Annotated in this window: 14 protein-coding genes; 8 read left to right on the plus strand and 6 right to left on the minus strand. The window is 74.6% G+C overall.

Going from position 1 to position 16,873, the window contains the following annotated elements:
- Window positions 1-67 precede the first annotated feature (67 nt).
- The gene (locus V6V16_RS00735; RefSeq protein ID WP_334558495.1) at window positions 68-724 is read right to left on the minus strand and encodes a hypothetical protein; all 657 of its coding nucleotides are present in this window, start codon (window positions 722-724) and stop codon (window positions 68-70) included.
- Window positions 725-747: 23 nt separating this feature from the next.
- Between V6V16_RS00735 and V6V16_RS00740 the strand changes: the two genes are divergently transcribed.
- Window positions 748-1,266, plus strand: coding sequence for an acyl-CoA thioesterase (locus V6V16_RS00740; RefSeq protein WP_334558497.1), 519 nt, complete (start codon window positions 748-750; stop codon window positions 1,264-1,266).
- 188 nt (window positions 1,267-1,454) lie between these two features.
- Window positions 1,455-3,428, plus strand: coding sequence for an acetoacetate--CoA ligase (locus V6V16_RS00745; protein ID WP_334558499.1), 1,974 nt, complete (start codon window positions 1,455-1,457; stop codon window positions 3,426-3,428).
- Between the two features lie 109 nt (window positions 3,429-3,537).
- On the opposite strand, the gene heR is transcribed toward V6V16_RS00745, so the two are convergent.
- Window positions 3,538-4,305, minus strand: coding sequence for a heliorhodopsin HeR (gene heR / locus V6V16_RS00750; protein ID WP_334558501.1), 768 nt, complete (start codon window positions 4,303-4,305; stop codon window positions 3,538-3,540).
- A gap of 110 nt (window positions 4,306-4,415) precedes the next feature.
- Window positions 4,416-5,105: a TIGR03089 family protein gene (locus V6V16_RS00755; RefSeq protein ID WP_334558503.1), complete on the minus strand. Its 690-nt coding sequence runs from the start codon at window positions 5,103-5,105 to the stop codon at window positions 4,416-4,418.
- Window positions 5,106-5,256: 151 nt separating this feature from the next.
- On the opposite strand from V6V16_RS00755, the gene V6V16_RS00760 reads away from it, so the two are divergent.
- Together V6V16_RS00760 and V6V16_RS00765 are read left to right on the plus strand one after the other, a co-directional pair.
- Window positions 5,257-6,402: a glycosyltransferase family 4 protein gene (locus V6V16_RS00760; RefSeq protein WP_334558505.1), complete on the plus strand. Its 1,146-nt coding sequence runs from the start codon at window positions 5,257-5,259 to the stop codon at window positions 6,400-6,402.
- A gap of 62 nt (window positions 6,403-6,464) precedes the next feature.
- Window positions 6,465-7,556: a mannose-1-phosphate guanylyltransferase gene (locus V6V16_RS00765; RefSeq protein ID WP_334558506.1), complete on the plus strand. Its 1,092-nt coding sequence runs from the start codon at window positions 6,465-6,467 to the stop codon at window positions 7,554-7,556.
- Here V6V16_RS00765 and V6V16_RS00770 read toward each other — a convergent pair.
- Window positions 7,525-8,106: an NUDIX hydrolase gene (locus tag V6V16_RS00770; protein WP_334558993.1), complete on the minus strand. Its 582-nt coding sequence runs from the start codon at window positions 8,104-8,106 to the stop codon at window positions 7,525-7,527. The genes V6V16_RS00765 and V6V16_RS00770 overlap by 32 nt on opposite strands.
- 72 nt (window positions 8,107-8,178) lie before the next feature.
- Here V6V16_RS00770 and V6V16_RS00775 point away from each other — a divergent pair, with 72 nt between their 5' ends.
- Window positions 8,179-9,213, plus strand: a complete 1,035-nt coding sequence (locus tag V6V16_RS00775) for a hypothetical protein (RefSeq protein ID WP_334558508.1) — start codon at window positions 8,179-8,181, stop codon at window positions 9,211-9,213.
- Window positions 9,214-9,485: 272 nt separating this feature from the next.
- Window positions 9,486-10,490: an ArsR/SmtB family transcription factor gene (locus tag V6V16_RS00780; protein ID WP_334558509.1), complete on the plus strand. Its 1,005-nt coding sequence runs from the start codon at window positions 9,486-9,488 to the stop codon at window positions 10,488-10,490.
- A 97-nt stretch (window positions 10,491-10,587) separates the two neighbouring features.
- On the opposite strand, the gene V6V16_RS00785 is transcribed toward V6V16_RS00780, so the two are convergent.
- Window positions 10,588-11,676, minus strand: a complete 1,089-nt coding sequence (locus V6V16_RS00785; RefSeq protein ID WP_334558511.1) for a coenzyme F420-0:L-glutamate ligase — start codon at window positions 11,674-11,676, stop codon at window positions 10,588-10,590.
- Window positions 11,673-12,620 carry a 2-phospho-L-lactate transferase gene (cofD, locus tag V6V16_RS00790; protein ID WP_334558512.1) on the minus strand — a complete coding sequence of 316 codons (948 nt, stop codon included), beginning with the start codon at window positions 12,618-12,620 and terminating at the stop codon, window positions 11,673-11,675. Before cofD ends, V6V16_RS00785 begins: the two co-directional genes overlap by 4 nt.
- A gap of 98 nt (window positions 12,621-12,718) precedes the next feature.
- On the opposite strand from cofD, the gene V6V16_RS00795 reads away from it, so the two are divergent.
- Window positions 12,719-13,663: a hypothetical protein gene (locus V6V16_RS00795; RefSeq protein WP_334558513.1), complete on the plus strand. Its 945-nt coding sequence runs from the start codon at window positions 12,719-12,721 to the stop codon at window positions 13,661-13,663.
- A 170-nt stretch (window positions 13,664-13,833) separates the two neighbouring features.
- Window positions 13,834-16,341 (plus strand): bifunctional FO biosynthesis protein CofGH, encoded by a 2,508-nt coding sequence (locus V6V16_RS00800; protein ID WP_334558514.1) that lies wholly within the window; start codon window positions 13,834-13,836, stop codon window positions 16,339-16,341.
- Window positions 16,342-16,873: the final 532 nt, after the last annotated feature.

Consider the following 16,873-nt stretch of genomic DNA (forward strand, 5'->3'; position numbering starts at 1 on the left):
GTCCGTCAGCCGCCCGGCGGGGCTGAACGGTTCGACGGGCGGGCCGGTCGTCCGGCCCGCCCGGTCCTCACCTGATCCCGGTCGTGTCCTCGGGCCGGTTGGTGCCGCGCGGCGGCGCGGACCACGGCGACTCGCCACCGGTGCGGCGCGGCAGCGGCTCGGTCGGGGTCGGGTCCGGGTAGCCGAGGCTCGGCGGGGCGGTGTCCCGGTCCGTCGGCTCCGGCGGCGGCCAGTCGGTCAGCGTGAAGTCGTTCCGCTCCGGTCCCTCGGCGGGCGCCGGTACCGGCTCGGCCACCGGTCGGGGCCACCGCCGCCAGCGCTGCCCGCTGAACGTGGCCATGACCAGCAGCAGTCCGAGCAGGAAGAGCGTGCCGTTCTCCACGGGCGCGTGCAGCGGCAGGGGGTCGCCGAACACCTTCCAGCCGTCCGGGATGCGGTCCCGCACCTCGAAGGGCGCGACGAACATCCCCACGTACGGGGCGGCGAGCAGCAGCCCGGCCACGAGCGGGCCGAGCGGCGAGGTGCGCAGCGTGCCGAGCAGGCCGAGCAGGACCCCGCCGACGGCGAGGTAGACGGCGGGCTCGATGATGTTCGCCGAGTTGAACCTGCCGATCTCGACCCAGCGGTCGACGGTGCCCGCCGACCCGTCCTGCCCGAGGGTGACCAGCACCCACGTGACGGGCGCCACCACCAACCCCGCGAGGAAGCTCCAGAGATGTCGCATCCGCGCACCGTACCGTTTCCGACATGACCGAGCACCCCTCCACCGCGCCGGCCGGCAAGCCGACCTCGTACTCCCGGGTCACCCTGAGCCGCATCATGACGGCGGTCGACGTCAACCTCTACGGCACGGTGCACGGCGGGGTGCTCATGAAGTTCATCGACGACGTGGCGGGGGCGGCGGCCGCCCGGCACAGCGGCGGCACGGCGGTCACCGCCGCCATCGACGAGATCGTCTTCGCCGAGGCGGTCCGGGTCGGGGATCTGGTGCACGCGCACGCCCAGGTGAACTGGACCGGGCAGACCTCGATGGAGGTCGGGGTCCGGGTGGTGGCCGAGCGCTGGGACTCGGCCGAGGACGAGCCGGTCCGGGTCGCCACCGCGTACCTGGTCTTCGTGGGCGTCGACGTCGGCGGCACGCCACGGGCGGTCCGGCCGGTGCTGCCGGAGGCCCCGGACGACGAACGCCGGTTCCGGGAGGCGGAGATCCGCCGGGCCCACCGGCTGGCCCGCCGCCGCGCCATCCAGGCCCACCGCGCCGGCTGACGCCCCCTGCGCGGGGCGCCCGCGGAGACCCTCTCCTCGCCCGGCCCACACAGGGTGGGGGTGGCGCATGTGGGTTCCGCACGTGCGCCGGCGGAGGTCGGGTGCGGAGAATGGCGCTCTGAGGTAGGGCAAGATGGCGCCACGGCCCATTTCACAGTGTCGTGCGGGGCCAGGGGGAGGGTGGAACAGTGGGTGACGTGCTGTGGACGCCGCCGGCGGACGTACGCGAGCGGTCCCGGATCGGCAGCTACCTGCGCTGGCTGCGCGAGCAGCGGGGGTTGGACTTCGCTGACTACGACGAGCTGTGGCGCTGGTCGGTCACCGACCTGGACGCGTTCTGGCGGTCGCTCTGGGACCACTTCGAGGTGGTCGCGCACACCCCGCCGACCGCCACGCTGACCGACCGGGGAATGCCCGGGACCCGCTGGTTCCCCGGCGCCACCCTGAACTACGCCGAGAACGTGCTGCGGATGCCGGGCCGGGCCGACGGCGACCCGGTGGTGCTCGCGTACGGCCAGACCCGGGCGCCGGTCACCCTGACCGCCGCCGGGCTGCGCGAGCAGGTCCGCCGGGTGGCCGCCGGGCTGCGCCGGCTCGGCGTGGCCCCCGGCGACCGGGTGGCCGCCTACGCGCCCAACATCCCCGAGACGTACGTGCTGCTGCTCGCCACCAGCAGCCTGGGGGCCGTCTTCTCCTCCTGCGCGCCGGAGTTCGGCACCCGCAGCGTGACCGACCGCTGGCAGCAGATCGAACCGAAGGTGCTGGTCGCCGTCGACGGCTACCGCTACGGCGAGAAGCCGGTGGACCGGCGCGCCGAGGTGGCCGCGATCCGGGCCGCCCTGCCCTCGCTGCGACACACGGTCGGCATCGCCTACCTGGACCCGGCCGGGCCGCCGCCCGAGGGCGCGCTGGCCTGGACGGAGCTGGCCGCCGAGACCGACGAGCCGCTGGCCTTCACCCCGGTCGCGTTCGACCACCCGCTCTACGTGCTCTACTCCTCCGGCACCACGGGCCTGCCCAAGCCGATCGTGCACGGGCACGGGGGCATCCTGCTGGAACACCTGAAGATGCTGGCCCTGCACCACGACCTGGGCCCGGCGGACCGCTTCTTCTGGTTCACCACCACCGGCTGGATGATGTGGAACTTCCTGGTCTCCGGCCCGGCCGTCGGCGCGGCGATCGTGCTCTTCGACGGCAACCCGGGCCACCCCGACCTGGGTGCGCTCTGGTGGCTGGCCGAGGAGACCGGCACCACGTACTTCGGCACCTCCGCGCCGTTCCTGCTGGCCTGCCGCAAGGCCGGGCTGGTGCCGAAGGAGATCGCCGACCTCTCCGCGCTGCGCGGGGTCGGCTCGACCGGCGCGCCGCTGCCCGCCGAGGGCTTCACCTGGGTGTACGAGACGGTCGGCGACCGCCTCCAGCTCCAGTCGCTCTCCGGCGGCACGGACGTCTGCACCGGCTTCGTCGGCGGGGTGCCGCTGCTGCCCGTGCACGCCGGCGAGATCACCTGCCGGGCGCTCGGCGCCAAGGTGGAGGCCCGCTCGGCCGACGGCACCCCGGTCGTCGGCGAGCTGGGCGAGCTGGTGATCACCGAGCCGATGCCGAGCATGCCGGTGGGCTTCTGGAACGACCCGGACGGCACCCGGTACCGGGAGGCGTACTTCGACCTCTACCCGGGCGTCTGGCGGCACGGCGACTGGATCACGGTCAACGACCGGGGCGGCTGCGTGATCACGGGCCGCTCCGACGCCACGCTCAACCGCGGCGGCGTACGGCTCGGCACCGCCGAGTTCTACTCGGTGGTCGAGGGGCTCGACGAGGTCGTCGACTCGGTGGTCGTGCACCTGGAGGACGACGAGGGCGGCGCCGGTGAGCTGCTGCTGTTCGTGGTGCTCGCCGACGGCCTGGAGTTGGACGACGCGATGCGGAAGAAGATCTGCCGCGAGCTGCGTACCGCGCTGTCGCCCCGGCACGTCCCGGACGAGATCCACCAGGTCCGCGCCGTCCCGCGCACCCTCTCGGCCAAGAAGCTGGAGGTCCCGGTCAAGAAGATCCTCACCGGCACCCCGGTCGACTCGGCGGCGGCCCGGGGCGCCCTGGCCAACCCGGAGTCCCTGGCCGCCTTCGCCACCCTCGCCGAACGCCGGACCCCCCGCCCCTGACGGACGCCGCGTGTGGCGGTGCTGTCCGTACGGCGGCGAGCTGCCGAGCTCGGCCGGCGCGATCATCCCGCTCCGGCCGAGCGGCGGGCGGCCACGGCGAGGACAGACCTCAGCTGCGCAGCACGTTGGCGTAGATGAGCCAGGCCAGCGCGGATTTGGCCACGAGACTGAGCAGGATGTACGAGACCTCGCCGTAGCGGTAGTCCCGCCATCGACCACGCTGGGCGTACTGCAGCGCCATGTTGAGTGCGAAACTCGTGAAGAGAAGGAACTGGATGACGATGATCGCCCAGACGAAGCCGGGAATCTCCGGCGGCTGCGCGACGTAGACGGCGATCGCCAGCCAGGGGGCCAGGCCGACCAGCGAACCGAACCAGAAGGCGCTCCAGTCGGCGCGTCCCGGCACCTGTTGCCGCTCCATCAGCAGGCCGAAGAGGATCATCGCGGTGTTCGCCGCGAAGATCCCGATGACCGCCGCGAGATCGCGGATCCCCACGAACAGCCCGATGAGGACGATCATGAGCGAGGCGCTGACCGAGTACTCGATCCAGCGGGCGTAGTTGGTCCGGCGGTCCAGGTTGCGCGCGTACCAGCGGTGCACGCCCGGGGCAGCGGTGACGAGATGGTCGAGCGCGGCGAGGAGCAGGAAGACCGCCACCGCCGGGCCGATGGCGAGTCGGAAGGCCACCTCCGGGAGCGTGGCGTCGCGCAGCGTCGTCGGGTCGGCCGTCAGGTACGACGCGGTGATCGGCAGGGACAGGTCGTTGCTGGCCGCCCACATCCAAATGCCCTCGACGGCCAGGATCAGACCGACGAGGACGTTGAACCCGCGCAGCCGCCGGTAGCGGTCGCGGCCTGCCGCCGTTGGGCGTCCCATGTGCGCCACCCTAGACCCCAGATGCCTGTTTGTTGCAGTATGGGGGCTCTGTCCCCGTCCGGCCGCCGGCCCGGGGCCGTTCTCCGAGTCGAGGTGCCCGGGACAGCGGGTCAGGGCAGCGGGCGGGTCACGCGTTCCGAGGCGGCGCGGGACAGTAGGCGGGCAGGGTCGGTGTTGGCGCAGAGGACCGTGGTGGCACCGGCTGCCAGCGGGGCGAGCAGCCAGTCGACCGGGTCGGGGTACGTCCCGGTGTCGATCAGGACCCGGTCCCCGGGCACGACGCCCAGTTCCGTCGCGCGGGCGGTCGCGCGGCCCAGCAGCTCCGTCTCGCCAGGGTCCCCGGTGGCGTACGGGCTGAAGTGGTCGCCGTGGGCGCGCACCTCGGAGACGTAGTCGGCGAAGCCCGGCGGCACCTGACGCATCGGCAGGGCGAACGGGTCGAGGGCGAGGACGTAGCGCTCGCCCGCCGACCAGGCCTCCGCCTCGGCGAGCCGCGTCGCGGCGACGAAGAGCACGTCCACGTCGCCCGGCGTGTCGGCGACGGTGAGCCCGGCCGACCAGCAGCCGAGCAGCACCGCGGCGGTCTGCCAGTGCGGTGGCAGCAACACGCCGGCGACGTCACCGGGACCGGCGCCCACCTCGTCGACGAGCAGGTTGGCCGTCTTGGCCACCCAGTTCGCCAGGGTCGCTCCGGAGAGCTCGGTGCGTTCGCCGGTGGCGTCGTCGTACCAGGTCAGCAGCGGTCGGGTCGGGTCGGTCGCGATCGCGTCGGCGAAGACCCGGGCAATGTTCTCAGCCATCGGCGCGAACGATACGCCCCTGTCGGCCGTACTCGATGACAGCGACAAGTCGGCGTACCGTCGGGTCGCAGTCAGCGTCGGCGCCGGGCTCCGGCGTAGGCTTGCCCGGAGTGTTGTTCCCCACAGACCCGCCAGTACAAGGAGTTGCCCCGTGACCGCCGGTCGCCCGCCCCGCGTGCTCATCGACGCCACGAGTGTCCCCGCCGACCGTGGCGGCGTCGGTCGATACGTCGACGGCCTGCTCGGCGCCCTCGGCAAGGTGTGCGGGTCGGGGGTGGAACTGGCCGTCGTCAGCCTCCGCACCGACCTGGAGCGCTACACCCGGATGCTGCCCGGCGCGGAGATCATCCCCGCCCCGGCCGCCGTCGCGCACCGCCCCGCCCGGCTCGCCTGGGAGCAGACCGGCCTGCCGCTGCTCGCCCAGCAGGTCGGCGCGCAGGTGCTGCACTCGCCCTTCTACACGTGCCCGCTGCGGGCCGGTTGTCCGGTGACGGTGACCGTGCACGACGCGACGTTCTTCACCGAACCGGAGCACTACGACAAGTCGCGGCGGACGTTCTTCCGCAGTGCGATCAAGACCTCGCTGCGCCGCGCCGCCCGGGTGATCGTGCCGAGCAAGGCCACCCGGGACGAGCTGATCCGGCTCCTCGACGCCGACCCGACCCGGATCGACGTGGCCTACCACGGCGTCGACCACACCGCCTTCCACGCGCCCGGCGAGGAGGAGAAGGCCCGGGTCCGGGCCCGGCTGGGGCTGGGCGGCACCAACTACATCGCCTTCCTCGGGGCCAAGGAGCCGCGCAAGAACGTGCCGAACCTGATCCGCGGCTGGGCCCGCGCGGTGGCCGACCGCGAGGAGCCGCCGGCCCTGGTGATCGCCGGCGGCCAGGGGCACGACGACGACATCGACCGCGCGGTGGCGGAGGTCCCGTCGCACCTGCGGCTGCTCCGCCCGGGCTACCTCCGCTACGCGGACCTGCCCGGCTTCCTCGGCGGGGCGCTGGTGGCCGCCTATCCGTCCTACGGGGAGGGTTTCGGCCTGCCGATCCTGGAGGCGATGGCGTGCGCCGCGCCGGTGCTCACCACGCCCCGGCTGTCGCTTCCCGAGGTGGGCGGCGACGCCGTCGCGTACACCAGCGAGGCCCCCGACCAGATCGCCACCGACCTGGCCGCGCTGCTCGACGACGAACAGCGGCGGTTGTCCCTGGCCAAGGCCGGTTTCGACCGGGCCAAGGAGTTCACCTGGGAGTCCAGCGCCGAGGTGCACATCGCGGCCTGGAGCCGGGCGCGGTCCTGACCGGCCCGGCCGCCGGGGGCGAGAATGCGTCCCCGGCCAGACGAATCGGGCATGATGTGCGGGTGATCTACGCCGTCGTACCGGCGGGTGGCAGTGGCACGAGGTTGTGGCCGCTGTCCCGTGCCGGCCACCCCAAGTTCCTCCACCCGTTGACCGGCTCGGCCGCCTCGCTGCTCCAGGCGACGGTCGAGCGGCTGGGCCCGCTGACCACCCCGGAGCACACGCTGGTGGTCACCGGGACAGCGCACGTGGCGGCGGTCGCCCGCCAGCTCGCCGGGCTGCCGGAGGAGAACATCCTGGTCGAGCCCTCTCCCCGGGACTCGTGTGCGGCGATCGCCCTGGCCGCCGCGGTCGTCGCCCGGCGCGACCCGGAGGCGGTGATGGGCTCCTTCGCCGCCGACCACCTGATCGGCGACGCGGAGCGCTGGCGGGAGGTCGTCCGGGAGGCGGTACGCGGCGCCGAGCAGGGCCTGCTGATGACCGTCGGCATCACCCCGACCCGGGCCGAGACCGGCTACGGCTATCTGGAGACCGGCGACCCGGTCGACGGCGGCCCGCTGCGGCCGGTCGCCGAGTTCAAGGAGAAGCCGAGCGCCGAGGTCGCCGAGGCGTACCTGCGTTCGGGGCGGCACCTCTGGAACGCCAGCATGTTCGTCTGGCGGGTGGACGTCTTCCTCGCCGAGCTGGCCCGCCAGCAGCCGCAGCTGCACGCCGGCATCGTCGCGATCGCCGAGGCGTGGGGCACCGAGGAGCAGGACGAGGTGCTGGGTACGGTCTGGCCGACGCTGCCCAAGATCTCCGTGGACTACGCGGTGATGGAGGGCGCGGCGACCGCCGGGCGGGTGGCCACCGTGCCCGGCGACTTCGGCTGGAACGACGTCGGCGACTTCCACACCCTGGGCGAGGTGCTGCCGGCCGACGCGGACGGCAACGTGGTGCTCGGCACCGACGCCAAGCCGGGCGTGCTGCTGCGCGACTGCGGCGGGCTGGTGGTGGTGCCGCACTCGGGGCGGCTGGTGGCGGCCGTCGGCGTGCACGACCTGGTCATCGTGGACACTCCCGACGCGCTGCTGGTCTGCCCCCGGGACCGGGCGCAGGACGTCAAGAAGGTCGTCGACGAGCTCAAGGAACGGGGCGAAGAAGGGCTCGTCTGAGTGTCGCCAGGGCCGGGGCCACCAGGTGCGCCGTCCCGCCGGCCAGCGGCTCCGGCAGCCGGTCCGGCGGGAACCAGCCCAGCGCCTCGGACTCCTCGCTGACCCGTTCCGCGGCGCCGGGCGGGGCGAGGACGGCGAAGCGGACGTCGTGGTGCAGCGAGCCGCCCTGGCAGCTCACCGGGTGGATGTCGACGTCGATCGGCACGGGGTCGATACGCAGGCCGGCGATGCCGGACTCCTCGCCCGCCTCGCGCAGGGCGGCACCGGCGAGGGTCCGGTCGCCCGGCTCGCAGTGCCCCCCGAGCTGCACCCAGCGGTGGAACTTGCCGTGCAGGCAGAGCAGCACCCGTGACCCCGTGGAGTCGAGCACCAGCGCGCTCGCGGTGACGTGCCCGGGCAGGTGCGCCCGGCTCATCGCCACCGGACCGGCGGCCAGCAGCGCCACCGTGCGGTCGCGGGCCGTCGCGGCGGCCGGGGCGGTCGGCTCCCAACGGCCCAGCGTCGCGACGGCGTCGGCGTGCAGCGCCGCGTACGCCTCGGTGTCCGGCATCGGTCGGGGCCCGGCGGCGGGGGAGTCGGCCATGCCGACACTCTACGAGCCGGCGCTTCGTACGCTGGCCGGGTGACCCTGCGACTGTTGGAGTTCGTCGTGGCCGGCAACGAGGCCAGCGACCTGCTGCCGGTGCGTTCCGTGCCGTTGCTGCGGGCGCACGGCGCCCGTCGCGGCTTCTGGACGGTGCTGGACGAGGGGCCGGTGGAGCGCTGCCTGGCCCTGCTGCTGGAGCTGGACGACGGCCGCTGGGTGGCGCACCACGTGGCCGCCGACGCCGGGGCGGAGAACGGCCGCACGGAGGACGGCGAGGCGCTCGCCCACCACGACGGCTGGGTGTACGTCTTCGGCTCGCACTTCGGCTCGAAGGGCGGGCCGCTACGCCCGCGGCGTGCCTTCGTGGCCCGGTTCCGGGAGGACGACGCCGCGCGGGGCCGACTGCCCGTGCGGGTGGTGCGCAACCGGTTCCGGCTGCACCGGGCGGTCAACGACGCCCTGCTCAAGGCGGCGTTCACCTCGCTGCCGCCCGGCGCGAACGTGCGCGCCCGCTTCATCGGGGCGACCGTGGCCCGGGGCACCGCCCGCGCGAAGGGCTGGGTCGACCGGCTCGTCGCCGACGACGTGCCGATGAACGTCGAGGCGGCCGTCTTCACGCCGGCCGGCGACGTCCTGCTCGGGCTGCGGTTCCCGGTCACCGTGGACGGCGAGCCGATCCTGGTCGGGCTGACCGGGGTGCCGGGCATGTTCGACCCGACGCCGAGCTGGCCGCGGGCCTCGGGGGCGTACGCCCTGACGGGGGTGACCCCGCCCGGCGCGCTGGCCGGCTTCCGGGCGATCGCCCCGGCGGCCGACGGCGGCTACGCGGCGGTGATCGGGTCGATCGACGCGCTCGGCAAGGGCTCGGTGCTGCTCGACGACCACCCGACCGGCGGCGACGTCACCTCCCGGCACGTCCGGTTCCCCCCGCCCGGCGACGGGCATCTGGTCGCCGGCGAGGTGGTGGCCGACCTGGCGCCGTTCCACCACGTGGAGGGGCTGGCCGAGTGGGAGGGGCAGCGCTTCTACGTCACCGACGAGGACCATCGGGTCGCGCTCTGGGTCGACTGACCGGCGACGGGCCGACGACCGGAGGGCGCCTCCGCGGAACTGGGCCGCAGACCCTCGTGGCGCCGCCCGGCCGTCGATCCTCTCGCACCCGCGCCCGGTTCCGGGCGTGGGTGACGTCCCCGCCCCCGTGCGGGTAGGGGAAGCATGCCCAAGGGGGCCGGGGAGCGTCGAGGTCTTTCAGCCCAGGCTTAAAGACGGAGCCGGGTGCCGGCCCGGGTACAGTGCAAACGGTTGCCGGCTGCCCCCTCTGCCAGGCGACACGGGAGCTGTCCATGCTGAAGATCTACTTTTCCGCCGAGGACATCCTCCGGACCCGGGTGGCTCCGGCGGCGGACCCGGTGTGGGAACTGGTTCTCAGCCTGCACCTGCTACCCGGTCGTGGCCGCGACCCGCTGCTGGCGGGCTGGCGGCGCAGTGTGACGCGCGGGCTGGGCGAGGGCAGCGGCTCGGCGGGGCTGCGACTCCTGCTGGCACTCAACCCGCCCCGCGGCTACTTCCCCGACTTCCTCACCCCGTACGAGAGCGTGTCGGGGTTCGAGGCCGGCCTGGAGGCGGTCCGGAGCACACCCCTGGCACGGCTGCGCCGCGACCTGACGTTGCTCGGCACCGCCGGCACCCTGCCCGCCGACGCGGGGGCGCTGGCCCGGGGGGAGCCCGACACGCTGCGCGGCCTGACCGGCGCGATGCAGCGGTACCGCGCCCTGGCGATCGACCCGTACTGGACCCGGATCCAGGCGGCGGTGGAGGCCGACCGGTCCCGGCGGGCCCGGGCCCTGCTCGACGGCGGGGTGGAGGGGCTGCTGGCCGGCATGCGACCCGCCATGCGCTGGGAGTCCGGGGTGCTGGAGATCCGCGACTACCCGCACAGCCGGGAGCTGCACCTGGACGGGCGCGGGCTGCTGCTGGTGCCGTCGTTCTTCTGCGCGTCCACCCCGGTCGCCCTGCTCGACCCGGCGCTGCCGCCGGTGCTGGTCTATCCGGTGGACCGGCTCGGCGGGCTGTTGCCCGCCCCCGGCGAGGGCGCCGGCCCCGGCGCGCCGGACCCGGGGCGGGAGGCGCTGGCCGCGCTGCTCGGGCGCACCCGGGCCGCCGTGCTGGCGGCGAGCGACGACGGCTGCACCACCGGCGAGGTGGCCCGCCGGCTGAACATCTCGCCGGCCGCGGCGAGTCAGCACACCACCGTGCTGCGCAACGCCGGTCTCCTGGTCAGCCACCGCGACCGCAACACCGTGCTGCACACCCTGACCCCGCTGGGCCGGGCGATGCTCAACTCCTGAGCGCGGCCCCGGCCAGCCCGGGTGCCGGCACCCGGTCGGGTGGGCGCCGGCGGCGGTGCCGGGCCACCGGCGCGCCCCGTCCTGCGGGCGCGGCGGGTCACAGGGCCAGGCAGGCGCTGGCGGTGGTGCCCGGGGGCGGGGGGAGCAGCAGGGAGGCGACGCCCTCCGCCGCCAGGGCGGTACGCAGGCGTTGCAGGTCGGCGCCGAAGCGGACCAGGTCGGCGGGGCCGGCCGGGGTGGCCGGGGAGCCGAGCAGCAGCGCCGTCGCCTCCGCCGGCCAGCCGGGCACCCGGGCCACCAGCCCGGCCCGCAGCTCCTCGTCGGCGACCAGCGTGAAGACCGTGCCGGGCGCGACCACCCCGGCGACGGCGTCGGTCGCCCGCCGTACGGCCGCCGGGTCGGGCGGGGTCGGGTTGGCGCCGTCGCGCAGGGTGGCGGCGGCGGCCAGCCCGGCCGCCTTCGCCTCGGCGGTGCCGAGCGAGAAGAGGTCCATCGAGGCGTCCCGGATCAACGCCGCCGCGCCCTCGCCGTCGTCCGGCCTGGGCGTGCCGAGGTAGCCGCGTACCACCGCGACCGGCACCTGGTCGCACTTGCCCTTGATCAGCTCGCCCGCGCCGGCCAGCTCGTCCACGACCGCCATCTGGGTGATCTGGAGCTCGTTGCCGTACGGGTCGAACTCGCCCCGGTGGTCGCGGATCGCGTCCATCCCGGCGACGCCGAGCGCCACGTCGGTGAGCCCGTTGCGCCAGGGCCGGCCCATCGTGTCGCTGACGATCACCGCGACGTCGACGTGGAACCGGTCGCGCAGGGCGGCGCGCAACGCCCGCGCCGAGGCGTCCGGATCCTCGGGGAGCAGGACCAGCCGGGTCTTGTCCACGTTCGAGGCGTCGATGCCGGCCGAGGCCATCACGAAGCCGTGGTGCGTCTGCACGATCCGGGTGGCGCCCCGGGTCGCCACCACCCGGGCCGTCTCGGCGGCCAGCACCTCGTCCCGCGCGGCGAGCCGCTCGGGCCCGTCCGCCGGGACGTCGACCAGCCGTCCCTCCGCCTTCGACACGATCTTGCTGGTGACCACCAGCACGTCGCCGTCGCGCAGCCAGGGCGCGGCGGTCGCGATCAGCGCGGCCAGGTCGTCGCCCTCGGACACGTGGCCGATGCCCGGCACCGGCAGGATCTCCAGCCTCACGTCAACTCCAGCGCGGCACGGACCATCGCCGCCGTCGCCGCCTCGTCGGTCATCCGCAGCGGCGCCGCGTGGACCGTCACCTCCGGCACCACGGTGCCGGCGTCCTCCTCGGCCACGAGCCACCCGTCGAGCAGGCCGCCGGCCGACCGGCCGCCGTAGAGCCGGCCCACGCCGGCCGCGCTGCACTCCACCCCGAGCACCGCCAGGCAGCGGTCGGCCATGCCGCGCACCGGCGCGCCGCCGATGATCGGCGACACGCCGACCACCGGGGCCGGGCCGTCGGCGACCGCCTCGCGCAGGCCGGGCACGGCCAGGACCGGGGCGATGCTCACCACCGGGTTGCTCGGCGCGATCAGCACCACGTCCGCCCCGGCGACGGCTTCCACCACGCCCGGCGCGGGCCTCGCGCTCTCCGCGCCGACGAAGACGAACCGGTGGGTGGGGACGTCGCCGCGGTGGCGCACCCACCACTCCTGGAAGTGGATCGCCCGCTGGCCGCCGTCGAGGTCGACCACGCAGTGCGTCTCCAGCCGGTCGTCGGTCGCCGGCAGCAGGCGTACGCCGGGCTGCCAGCGGGTGGCCAGCGCCTCGGTGACGGCGTGCAGCGGGTAGCCGGCGTTGAGCATCGTGGTGCGTACCAGGTGGGTGGCGATGTCCTTGTCGCCGAGCCCGAACCAGCTCGGCTCGGCCCCGTAGGCCGCCAGTTCCCCCTTGACCGTCCAGCTCTCCCCGACGCGTCCCCAACCGCGCTCGGGGTCGGCGCCGCCACCCAGCGTGTACATGACGCTGTCCAGATCGGGGCAGACCCGCAGCCCGTGCAGGAGCAGATCGTCGCCGACGTTGACCACGGCGGTCACCTCGGCGCCGACCTCGCGGGCGTACGCCCGCACGCCGACCAGGAAACGAGCGCCTCCGATGCCGCCCGTCAGAACCACGATGCGCATGCGACCATCCTCGCGTACGGGCCGCCCGCGGTCCGCCCGAGGGCCGAGAGACTAGGCTCACGTCGGCAACTGTCCGCATTCGCCCCGAGGGGGAGCCCGTGACCAGCCCCGCCGAGCCCGCGTCGAACGACGCGACGCAGGCCAGCCAGTTGACCAAGCCGTTGCGGGAACTCGCCGCGTTCGCGCTCCTCGGCGCGAACGCCGTGTTCCTCTTCGTCGGCCTGATCCGGCTGGTGACGCCGACCGAGTACAGCACGTTCGGCAGCCGGGCGGGCAGCGCCTTCTTCGCCTTCGTCGGCGTGGAGGCGGTGTTCCTGCCGCTGCTGGCCGTGCTGCTCGCCACGCACGTGCGCCCCCCGGTGCCGAAGGCGAAACTGATCACCCAGGTGGCGCTGGCCGAGTACGCCGTCAGCGCGCTCTTCGGCGGGCTGACCTTCCTCTTCTGGACGGTCAACCGGCTGGCCGAGGGCGAGATCCTCGACGCCTTCCTGGGGCTGCTCAGCCGGGTGGCCTGGCTGGCGCTGCTCGCGGTCGCCGCGTACGTCGTGTTCAAGGTGTGGCGCACCCTCTACCACGTGCCCAAGCCGAAGGCCCAGCCCGGCGTGTACGGCCAGCCGCAGCCCGGCTGGCCCCAGCAGCAGGGCGGCTACCCGGCCCCCGGCCAGCCGGGCGGTCAGCAGGCCCCCGGCCAGCCGGGCGCCTGGTCGCCCCCGGGCCCCTACGGCGCCCCGTACGGCCAGCAGCCGCCGTTCGCCGGCGCTCCGCAGCCCGGCTCGCCGTACAACCCGGCGCCGCAGTCGGCCCCGCCGGCCGCGCCGTACTCCGCGCCGCCGTTCGGGCAGCCGCAGGCCGCCGCGCCGGCCAACCCGCCGCACTCGGCGCCGCCGTTCGGGCAGCCGCCCTCGGCCGACCCGACCCAGGCGATCCCGCGCCAGTCCACCGAGCCCACCGAGCCCACCCAGGCGGTTCCGCGGCCGGCCGACGGCGAGGCCGACCGCACCCAGCGCATCAACCCCGGCGAGAACCCCGACGCCCCCCGCTGAGGCGGACGGAGACCGGTCCCACCGAGCGCCCCGCGCGGTACCGCGCGGGGCGCTCGCCGTCGCGCACCGGGCGTCCGCCGCCGCGCCGCCCGTCCCCCGCCCGGGAAGGGTGCCCTGGTTCACGGTGCGCACCGGGCGGGCGGGCGGAGCCGAGCGCTTAGGCTGGGCGAATGGTTGATCGCAGCGTGCCCGGCCCGACCGACGCGAGCGTGCGGCGGGCCCTGCGCCGGGCCGCGAGCGGGCGGGCCCTCGACGTCGACGAGGCCGCCGCGCTGCTGGCCGCCCGGGGCGACGCGCTGGACGAACTGCTCGACGTGGCGGGCGCCGTCCGCGACGCCGGCCTGCGCGAGGCCGGCCGTCCGGGCGTGGTCACGTACTCGAAGAAGGTCTTCATCCCCCTCACCCGGCTGTGCCGCGACCGGTGCCACTACTGCACCTTCGCGACCGTGCCGCACCGGCTGCCGGCGGCCTTCCTCGACCGCGACGAGGTGCTCGCCGTCGCCCGGGCTGGCGCGGCCCAGGGCTGCAAGGAGGCCCTGTTCACGCTCGGCGACCGGCCGGAGGAACGCTGGCCGGCGGCCCGGCAGTGGCTGGACGAGCGCGGCTACGACTCCACCCTGGACTACCTGCGGGCCTGCGCGGTCGCGGTGCTTGAGGAGACCGGGCTGCTGCCGCACCTGAACCCGGGCGTGCTCTCCTGGTCGGAGTTGCAGCGGCTCAAGCCGGTCGCGCCCAGCATGGGGATGATGCTGGAGACCACGGCGACGCGGCTCTGGTCGGAGCCGGGCGGCCCGCACTTCGGCTCGCCCGACAAGGAGCCGGCGGTCCGGCTGCGGGTGCTCGACGACGCGGGCCGGGTCGGCGTGCCGTTCACCACCGGCATCCTGATCGGCATCGGCGAGACCCCCGCCGAGCGGGTCGACGCCATCTTCGCGATCCGCCGGGCGCATCGCGAGTACGGCCACCTCCAGGAGGTGATCGTGCAGAACTTCCGCGCGAAGCCGGACACGGCGATGCGCGGGATGCCCGACGCCGAGCTGCACGACCTGGCCGCCACGGTGGCGGTGGCCCGGGTGCTGCTCGGGCCGAAGGCCCGGATCCAGGCCCCGCCGAATCTCATCGCGGGCGAGTACGACCTGCTGCTGCGCGCCGGCATCGACGACTGGGGCGGGGTCTCCCCGCTGACCCCGGACCACGTCAACCCGGAGCGCCCCTGGCCGCAGATCGACGAGCTGGCCCGGCACACGGAGAAGTCCGGCTTCACCCTGCGCGAACGGCTGACGATCTATCCCGAGTACGTGCGGGCCGGCGACCCGTGGCTGGACCCGCGGCTGCTGCCGCACGTCGGCGCGCTGGCCGACCCGGCGACGGGGCTGGCCGTCGAGGAGGCCCGGCCGGTGGGCCGGCCCTGGCAGGAGCCCGACGAGACGTACGGCGGTCGGACCGACCTGCACGCCACCATCGACACCACCGGGCGGACCGACGACCGGCGCGGCGACTTCGACCACGTCTACGGCGACTGGTCGGAGGTGGCCGGCAAGGTCACCGCCGGGGGCGGGGCGGGGACGGACGACGACCTGCGGGCGGGGCTGCGGCTGGCGGCCGACGATCCGGCCGCGCTGCTGGAGCCGCGGCACGCCGACGCCGCGCTGGCGTTGTTCGCCGCCGACGGGCCGGCGCTCGACGAGCTGTGCCGCCTCGCCGACGACGTCCGCCGGGCGGCGGTGGGCGACGACGTGACGTACGTGGTCAACCGCAACATCAACTTCAGTAACGTCTGCTACGTCGGCTGCCGGTTCTGCGCCTTCGCGCAGCGGGAGCGCGACGCCGACGCCTACCGGCTCTCCGTGGAGCAGGTCGCCGACCGGGCCGAGGAGGCGTGGGCGGCCGGCGCGAGCGAGGTCTGCCTCCAGGGCGGGATCGACCCGAAGCTGCCGGTGACCGTCTACGCCGACCTCGTGCGGGCGATCAAGGCGCGGGTGCCGGGGATGCACGTGCACGCGTTCTCGCCGATGGAGATCGTCACGGCCGCCGCCAAGGCCGGCGTGCCGGTGCGCGAGTGGCTGACCGGGCTCCGCGAGGCCGGGCTGGACACCATCCCGGGAACCGCCGCGGAGATCCTCGACGACGACGTGCGCTGGGTGCTCACCAAGGGCAAACTGCCGGCCGCCGCCTGGGTCGACGTGGTCGGCACGGCCCACGAGCTGGGCATCCGGTCCAGCTCCACGATGATGTACGGCCACGTGGACCACCCGGCGCAGTGGCTCGCGCACTTCCGGGTGCTCGCTGGGGTGCAGGACCGCACAGGCGGGTTCACCGAGTTCGTGGCGCTGCCCTTCGTGCACACCAACGCGCCGATCTACCTGGCCGGCATCGCCCGTCCCGGGCCGACGTGGCGGGAGAACCGGGTGGTGCACGCGATGGCCCGGCTGCTGCTGCACGGCCGGATCGACAACATCCAGTGCTCGTGGGTGAAGCTCGGCGACGAGGGCACGGCGGCGATGCTCCGGGGCGGCTGCAACGACCTGGGCGGCACGCTGATGGAGGAGACGATCTCCCGGATGGCCGGCTCCGGCAACGGCTCGGCGCGTACGGAGGAGCAGCTGGTCGCCATCGCGACGGCCGCCGGCCGGCCGGCGCGGCGACGCACGACGGCCTACGGCCGCCCCCGGCCGTAGGGAGCGGACGGTGCCGCTCGGCCCGTCCGCCGTCGGCGACTTCGCCGTACCGCCTGGTGGGATTGCTCGCCGTCGGCGACGAATCGTACGTCGACAGTGGAGCGTGTGCCGGATGCCCGGTCGACCAGCGCCCTCATGGCTCTGCGGCGTTCCGTCGACGCCCTGCGGCGGTGCCGTTTCGTCCACATGCTGGGCCGGAGGCCCCCGCTGCTGCGCCACTCGACGGGCGGTCCGCGTCAACTCGGGTTAACCTGTGCCCCACCAAGATCAACGGATCGCGGTGGGTGGATTCCGGGGGCCTTCACCCGGTCGTCCATCCGGCTCCGCGGGGAGGCGCCACGGGAGAAAACTCGGGCAACTCGCCGGAGAGGGCGTTACTCGGCCGGGGTCTGAATCGATAGGGCAGGTTGCGAGGCCGGGTGGTCGGGTGACCGTCCGGAGTGTTGTCGGGAGGGCGACTCCATTATCAAGTCCGGCTTGACGGCGCACGCATTACACGCGTGTAATTTGAATGGGGTTGTTCGCGCGTAAC

It is taken from the genome of Micromonospora sp. CPCC 205561, assembly GCF_036906775.1.
Lineage (GTDB): Bacteria > Actinomycetota > Actinomycetes > Mycobacteriales > Micromonosporaceae > Micromonospora.

What these genes read in the sequence shown, in the direction of transcription:
- V6V16_RS00735 (WP_334558495.1), bottom strand. Translation starts at nt 724, where the DNA reads ATGCGACATCTCTGGAGCTTCCTCGCGGGGTTGGTGGTGGCGCCCGTC.
- V6V16_RS00740 (WP_334558497.1), top strand. Translation starts at nt 748, where the DNA reads ATGACCGAGCACCCCTCCACCGCGCCGGCCGGCAAGCCGACCTCGTAC.
- heR (WP_334558501.1), bottom strand. Translation starts at nt 4,305, where the DNA reads ATGGGACGCCCAACGGCGGCAGGCCGCGACCGCTACCGGCGGCTGCGC.
- V6V16_RS00755 (WP_334558503.1), bottom strand. Translation starts at nt 5,105, where the DNA reads ATGGCTGAGAACATTGCCCGGGTCTTCGCCGACGCGATCGCGACCGAC.
- V6V16_RS00770 (WP_334558993.1), bottom strand. Translation starts at nt 8,106, where the DNA reads ATGCCGGACACCGAGGCGTACGCGGCGCTGCACGCCGACGCCGTCGCG.
- V6V16_RS00780 (WP_334558509.1), top strand. Translation starts at nt 9,486, where the DNA reads ATGCTGAAGATCTACTTTTCCGCCGAGGACATCCTCCGGACCCGGGTG.
- cofD (WP_334558512.1), bottom strand. Translation starts at nt 12,620, where the DNA reads ATGCGCATCGTGGTTCTGACGGGCGGCATCGGAGGCGCTCGTTTCCTG.
- V6V16_RS00800 (WP_334558514.1), top strand. Translation starts at nt 13,834, where the DNA reads ATGGTTGATCGCAGCGTGCCCGGCCCGACCGACGCGAGCGTGCGGCGG.